Annotated in this window: 7 protein-coding genes and 1 pseudogene; 3 read left to right on the top strand and 5 right to left on the bottom strand. The window is 69.5% G+C overall.

Features of this window, described 5'->3' with window-relative positions; translation table 11 throughout:
• The coding region (locus VIR15_RS10760) for a hypothetical protein (RefSeq protein WP_331927475.1) at window positions 1-549 on the top strand (549 nt) is incomplete at its 5' end.
• 437 nt (window positions 550-986) lie between these two features.
• Entirely contained in the window at window positions 987-1,274 is a 288-nt protein-coding gene (locus VIR15_RS10765) for a hypothetical protein (protein ID WP_331927476.1), read from the top strand.
• Window positions 1,275-1,350: 76 nt separating this feature from the next.
• Here VIR15_RS10765 and VIR15_RS10770 read toward each other — a convergent pair whose 3' ends face one another.
• Window positions 1,351-1,863 carry a DoxX family membrane protein gene (locus VIR15_RS10770; RefSeq protein WP_331927477.1) on the bottom strand — a complete coding sequence of 171 codons (513 nt, stop codon included), beginning with the start codon at window positions 1,861-1,863 and terminating at the stop codon, window positions 1,351-1,353.
• 157 nt (window positions 1,864-2,020) lie between these two features.
• On the opposite strand from VIR15_RS10770, the gene VIR15_RS10775 reads away from it, so the two are divergent.
• Window positions 2,021-2,545 carry a 2'-5' RNA ligase family protein gene (locus VIR15_RS10775; protein WP_331927478.1) on the top strand — a complete coding sequence of 175 codons (525 nt, stop codon included), beginning with the start codon at window positions 2,021-2,023 and terminating at the stop codon, window positions 2,543-2,545.
• A 19-nt stretch (window positions 2,546-2,564) separates the two neighbouring features.
• On the opposite strand, the gene VIR15_RS10780 is transcribed toward VIR15_RS10775, so the two are convergent.
• From VIR15_RS10780 to VIR15_RS10795, 4 genes and pseudogenes are all read right to left on the bottom strand, one after another.
• On the bottom strand, window positions 2,565-3,998 hold the full coding sequence (locus tag VIR15_RS10780; protein WP_331927479.1) for an esterase/lipase family protein: 1,434 nt from the start codon (window positions 3,996-3,998) through the stop codon (window positions 2,565-2,567).
• 81 nt (window positions 3,999-4,079) lie between these two features.
• Window positions 4,080-5,072, bottom strand: a complete 993-nt coding sequence (locus VIR15_RS10785) for an ERCC4 domain-containing protein (protein WP_331927480.1) — start codon at window positions 5,070-5,072, stop codon at window positions 4,080-4,082.
• Window positions 5,073-5,076: 4 nt separating this feature from the next.
• Window positions 5,077-5,895, bottom strand: a complete 819-nt coding sequence (locus VIR15_RS10790) for an adenylate/guanylate cyclase domain-containing protein (RefSeq protein WP_331927481.1) — start codon at window positions 5,893-5,895, stop codon at window positions 5,077-5,079.
• 29 nt (window positions 5,896-5,924) lie between these two features.
• Window positions 5,925-6,326 (bottom strand): annotated as a pseudogene (locus tag VIR15_RS10795) (hypothetical protein); the annotation flags it as partial.

Genomic DNA, 6,326 nt, shown 5'->3' on the forward strand with positions numbered 1-6,326 from the left:
ACGTCAGACGCCGTCTACGTCACCGACTCGGCGAATGCCTTGATGTGGCGGATGGGCCTGCAGGGCAACGCCATCGGCGAGCTGAGGCCGTGGCTACGAGCTCGGGAGCTCATGCCGTCGTTCGAGCCGGGCTGGTTCTACCTCAACGGGATCGACGCCTCGCCCGACGGCTCGCGCCTGCTTGTCTCCGCCCAGGGCCTCGGCGCACTCATCCGGGTCGACACCGAGGCGGCAGCGGCCGAGTTCGTCGTCATGGACGGCAGCGTCTTCGGCAACTTCGGCCCCGACGGGATGGCGCTCGAGGGAGATGTGGTCCACGGCGTCCTCAACTACGGTGCGCCAGACACCGGGCAGGGACTCTACGTCGCCCGGCTGGACCCGGAGTGGCGCACCGGCTCAGTGGTGGCCGCCACAACCGATGCGGACTTCTCGACCCCGACGACGGTGGCTTCGTCCGGAGGCCGCTACCTCGTCGTCAACAGCCAGCTCGACACCGCTCCGGGAAGTCCGCCCTGGACGGTCGTCGCCGTGCCGGATCCGCTCGGCTGACGCCGCCGGTTCCACAGGGGGCCGGTCGGCCCTGCCCCGCCCTCCACGCGGGGTCAGGGCCGACCGGCAGGGACGGCATCGAACTCGGCGAGCCGAGTCTCGTGTGCGGATGGCCAGCTTGGCGTCCGCCAGGAGGACGGCACCTGGGCGCTGACGATCGCCGGCTATACCGAGCACCAGCCGCCGGTCGACCCCGACGGCTTCCGCGCCTTCGCACACACCCTTGTCGCGCCGGAGATCGGCCAGCTGGTGGACCGACACGAGTTCCTCGGGGACATCGCCCACTACCGCTTTCCCCACTGCGTGCGCCGGCGCATCGAGCAGGTGCGGCTTCCGGAGCAATTGCGGTCATCGGAGACGCGATCAGCTCCTTCGACCCCACGTTCGGCCAAGGGATGAGCGTGGCGTCGGGCTAACACCGCCAGGCGGTCACCCTCGTGGACCAGCTGTGGTCCCTCGTCGTCGGCGCCGTTGTCCAGCTCGACGGAGTCACCGGCACTCGGCCACGCGGTCACAGCGTGGTCGCCCCCTACGTGCGGGCCGCCCAGCGGGCGGCGCGAGAGGACGTCCACGTCGCACGGGCGTTGATGCGCGTGGTGAACCTCCTCGCGCCACCGGAATCCCTCATGGCACCCGCTACCGCCCTCCGGGTGGCGCGCGCGGCCGTCGGGAGGCACGTCGTGTATGCACCTCAGCAACAGCCCAAGGCGGCGGTGCCCGCATGAGTGAGCTGAGCGGCATACGGATGATTCCGTATGCCGCTCAGCCGGCTTCGCGTGGAAGGTGACGTGGGAGGGCGGCTCAGTCCTCGCCATCCTCGGGGCGGAGGCGGGAACCGAGAGCAGAGGCGGCCACGACCATGGCACCGGCCGCGAGGATGATGTCCTTGACGACGTACTGGCCCATGAGCGAAGGGCCGTGCGGGAAGAGCTGGTCGGTGAAGAGGACGAGAGGCGACATGATCCCGACCAGGGCGCCGGTCAGGACGACGAGGCCGAGGCGGACGAATCGGCCTGTCACGAGCGTGAGCCCGATGAAGGTCTCGACCACCGCGGTCATGAGGACGGCGTGGTGCCCGGCGATGACGCCGAAGGTGAGGCGCTCGATGGTGGCCGCGGCAATGTCCTCGGCCGGGCTGAGGCCCGGGAAGAACTTCAGGATGCCGAAGCCGAGGAAGACGAGCCCGAGGCTGATGCGAAGGAGAGCGATGCTGTAGCGCTCGAGCAGGCCGTGGAGCTGGCCGACGGTGGTAGCGAGTTCTGGCTTCGGGAGGTGGATCTGGCGACCGGGACGGTCGGCGACGTACTGCGACATGGTGATTCTCCTTGAGTGCTGTTGGCGTCGACAGCACAGGTGCGTGACGCAGCAGGGAGATACGCGATGGCGTGAGGATGAGTGCGGGTACCCAGCCCGAATCCGCCCGGTTTGCCAAGGTCCGACCCGGTGTGTGATCGCGTGGCAGGCTATGGGGATGGCTCTGGCTGTGTGCCTCCTCTTCGACCCGCGGACCGACCGGCTGATCCGCGAGTTGTGGGCACGGCTGGAGCAGAGAGGGATTCGGACACTCGAGTCGCACACCCATGGGAAGCACCTGCCGCATCTCTCCTACGCGGTCCTGCTGGAGTGGGACATGGGGCTCGTCCAGTCCGCGATGGAGGACCTGCCGGACAAGGGCGCTTTCCAGGTGAGCTTCCAGGGGACGGTGGCGTTTCCCCGCGGTCGTGCGGCGCTCGCACCGGCGGTCCCGGCCGACGTGGCGGCACGGCAGGAGGCGGTCGCGGCGGCCGTCACCGAGACCGGTGCGATGCTCCACCGACACTATGGCCCGGGCCGCTGGGTGCCGCATGTCTCGCTGGCCACGCGCGCGACGGGATCGGCGCTCGCGGTCGTCGTCAAGGAGGTGGCCGACATCCTGCCTCTCACCGGCACGGTCAACCGGGCGGCTCTGGTCGACAGCTCCACCGGGCAGACCTGGTTGCTGCCGGGCGTGCCCTGAGGCTCCTCGGCGGGCCTCGTCAGACCGGCGCTGGCGGCCAGACCATCGTCGACGATGTGACCGTGCGGACTCCCGCCGAGGGGGTGACGCCCGAGACCGTCACGGTGTGGGTGCCGGGTGGGAGGTCTGCCAACGAGGCCCGTCCGGATCCATCACCGTCGAGCGTGACGACCTCTCGGGCGATGACCTTGCCCCTCTCGGTGGTGACCGTGATCGCGAGCGAGGACGGCGGTCCGGCCCCGAGCGGGCCGGCATCGGCATCCACGTCGGTGTCGACGCCCACCTCGAGCAGCTCGCCCTCGACGACGAGGTCCGGCACCCGGGCACGCAGACTGACGATCGAGAGGTCGCGACGACGGACCGGCGTGGCCGTGAGGAGTTCCTGGACCTGGTCGAGCACGAAGCGGTTGCACTGCAGGGCGCTGTGGTTCTCGGGCACGCGCACGGCGATGTTGGTGTCCAGGCGCTCGTCGTGCCCAATCGCACCGGTCAGTGGGACGGTCCCATCGCCGTAGTCGTTCTCCGACCCGAACGTCTCCGAGACCGTGGCGCGCCCGTTGGCCAGCCGGACTGTGGTGTTCGTCGGCTGGCGGATCCCGACGACGAGGTGGGCCATCGCCCGGCTCTCGGCTCGCCCGCGCTCGGCCTCCTGCAGGTCAGTGTGGAAGGCCATCGCGTCCTTGACCATCTCGGTGCGCAGCTCCGGCACCGTGGTCTCGGTGGTCTTGAGGAATCCGGACCCGTCTGTGATGCAAGCGAACTCGGGCATCAGCTGGTGCAGCGACGGAAGGCTCCTGGCGAAGTCCGTGAGGTTGATCGACAGCGGCCCGACACCCTTGCGGACGCCGTTGACAAGCTGCTCGATCGCGTTGGTCGCGCCCCGCCATGGCGTGCCCAGGGTGATGAGCTTGCGGGTGACCTCGTGGCCGCCGCACCGCTCGATGTACCAGCGCGCGACGAGGCCACCCATCGAGTGGCACACGAAGACCACGCGCGCGTCGGCGTACTGCCCGCCCTGGGCGCGCCAGCGGTCGAGTGCCGGCTCGATGATGGTCCCGAGGCGCTGACCGTTGTAGCGGTTCGACAGGCGCCAGTCATACGGCGCGAGAATGAGATTCGCGGGGCGGTCGCCAGTCGCCTCGTGGTAGCCGAGCGATCGCAGGTGGTTCACGAGGACGTCATAGCCCTTCAACGGGGTCCAGATCCCGGGGATCGCGTGGACGTCCGGCATCAGGCCCACCGGTTCCACCCCGTCGCCCGGGTGGGCGTCACCGATGCCCTCCGGCAGCGCGTGGTCGAGGATGCTGTTGCGTCTGGTCAACAGGTTCCAGACCGCGCCACCTGACGGCGCCCAGAAGAGGTTGTCCCCGGCTGGTGAGCCGTCCTTGCCGCGCACCCCGAGCGTGCTGCCCATGATCCCGGGCAGGACAACGACCACATCCGCGTTGTTCATCACAATGTCCACCTCAGTGCCCCGTGTGCCCCCATGGATCAACGGTGGCACGGGATGCGTTTGGATGTGACGGGTTCGGGGTCACTGACCGACCGCGGCTCGGTAGGCCTCCCAGATCTCCGGACGCATCCGCCCTCGGTCACTCACCGGGAGACCCGCCGCGAGGGCCCACGCGCGGACCTCGGCCGTCGTGGGCTCGCGCGGTGGCACGGGTCCGGCGGGTTCGAGGTCATAGAGGTGCGGCGCTGCGCCGAGTTCCAGTCTCGCCTCGTGCAGCGCGGCTGCCAGGAAGCGGTAGGTCCACTCCTGCGCCAGGGCCCGGGTCTCGCAGAACACGATCGGCACTGACGGGTACCTCGCCTGGCACTCGGCGATGGCGTCCGCCACCGCCGACGGCCGCACGTGCGCCAGCGAGAACACGCGCGAGTACTTGTCCTCCACCACCACCGCCCCATGCCGTATGCCGCTGAGCTCGGCCAGCGCGTACCGGAGCTTCCCGTTCAGCAGGCTCGAGGACAGGTCTTGCAGGGACTTGCGCTCGACCGCGGCCACGACCTGTGCGTCGAGTTCCACCGCATAGTCCCCGACGGGCAGTGACCTCTTGTCGGTGGTCGCCTGCTGCTGGCTGAACTTCCACGCGTAGCGCTCGTGGGTATCGACGAGGATCTCCAGCTCTGAGGGCGCCGTTCCGGGCTCTCCGTCGGTCGTGCGCGGCCGCGCCGTGGGGATCCGGACGTTGGGTCGGGCCTGTTTGGCCGTGCGCGGTGTCTGCCAGAAGATGACCTGCCGTCCCTTCGCTCGTGCAAGCACGAACTGGGATCGGTTCTCCCGGCCGCGGTCGAGGACGAGGTCGATGGCGGCGCCGCGGCTGGTGCAGACGCGCGTGGGCACGCGTTCGACGATCTCCGGGTTCGCGGGCCACCCGTCGGCGCGGTGGCAGTAGACCTTGCTGGTGCGTGGCCACGTCTCTCGGGCCTTGAGCACCACCCCCTCCCGCCCGAGCGGGATCCGCACGAGGTAGGGCAGGGAACTGTCCGCCTCCGGGTTCCGGGCCACGAGGAAGTCGTCGGGCACGCCCTCAGTCTGCCGCAGGAACTGGCCGGGAAACGTGCAGGACGACGACCTCGATCGGCTCGGTGCGGCCCCGGATCTCCAGGACTCGGTGCTCCTCCTGCTCCACGGCGAGGTGGGCGCCCGCGGCCGAGGCGCTGCTCACGAGCACCTCCCCGGGACCGGCCGCCGAGGCGAGCCGGGCCGTCGTGTTCACCGTGTCGCCCAGGGCGGTGAAGTCATCAACCGAGCCGTTGAGAGCGGTCGCGCCGACGAAGGCGTCCCCGGTGTGGACCGCCGTCCCGACAGGGATCGGCCCCATCGGGGTCGCCTTGCGGTCGGCGGCGCGGGCGGCCAGGTCGAGGGCCGCGCGGATGCCGGCGCCTGCGTGGTCCGGGCCGCTGACGCCGCCGAAGAACAGGCCGATGACCTCGTCGCCGACGAGCTTGTCGACGAGCCCGTCGTGGTCGATGATGGCCCGGGTGGCGAGCTTGTAGAAGCGGTCGAGGAAGGCATGGAACTCGGTGGGCCGCATCTTCTCACCCAGCGCGGTCGAGCCTCGGATGTCCGAGAACAGGAGCGTGCACGGGATCTCGACACCGGTGAGGCCGTTCTTGGCCAGCTCCACTGTGCACTTCGAGCACAGCATCGGGTTGGACGAGCGGCCGAAGCCCCGGACCCGGAACGCAGCGCCCCCGATGCCGCCGAATGGGACCATGCACAGCTTGCACCGCGGCTCCGATGGGATGTGCTTGAAGCGCCGGCGGTGCTCGGCCATCCCGGGGTGCTCGCCCATCATGTAGAGACGGATGTCCTCGGGCGACATCTTGGGATCCGACCCGGTCATCTCACGAATGTACGCCGCAGTAGTGGACCTCAGCCTCGCTTTGGGGGCGCCTCCTGATCCTCCGGCTCGATGTTCAACGTGAAGTCGGCAGGCGCATGCCACGACGGAGGCGCAGTCTCGGGGTGGTGCAGGTCGAAGGCAGGACGCTCGGAACGGATCCGGGGAAGCGAGGTGAAGTTGTGCCGCGGCGGCGGGGAGGACGTCGCCCACTCGAGGGACGCGCCGTAGCCCCAAGGGTCATCCGTGTTGACCAGCGGCGCCTTCTTCCAGGTGCGCCACACGTTGTAGAGGAACGGGATCATCGACGCTCCGAGCAGGAAGGCACCCATGCTGGAGACGATGTTCCCGGCCTGGAAGCCCTCCTCGGGCAGGTAGTCGGCGTAGCGGCGGGCCATGCCCTCGATGCCGAGCCAGTGCTGGATGAGGAAGGT

This window comes from Intrasporangium sp. (assembly GCF_036566125.1).
Lineage (GTDB): Bacteria > Actinomycetota > Actinomycetes > Actinomycetales > Dermatophilaceae > Intrasporangium.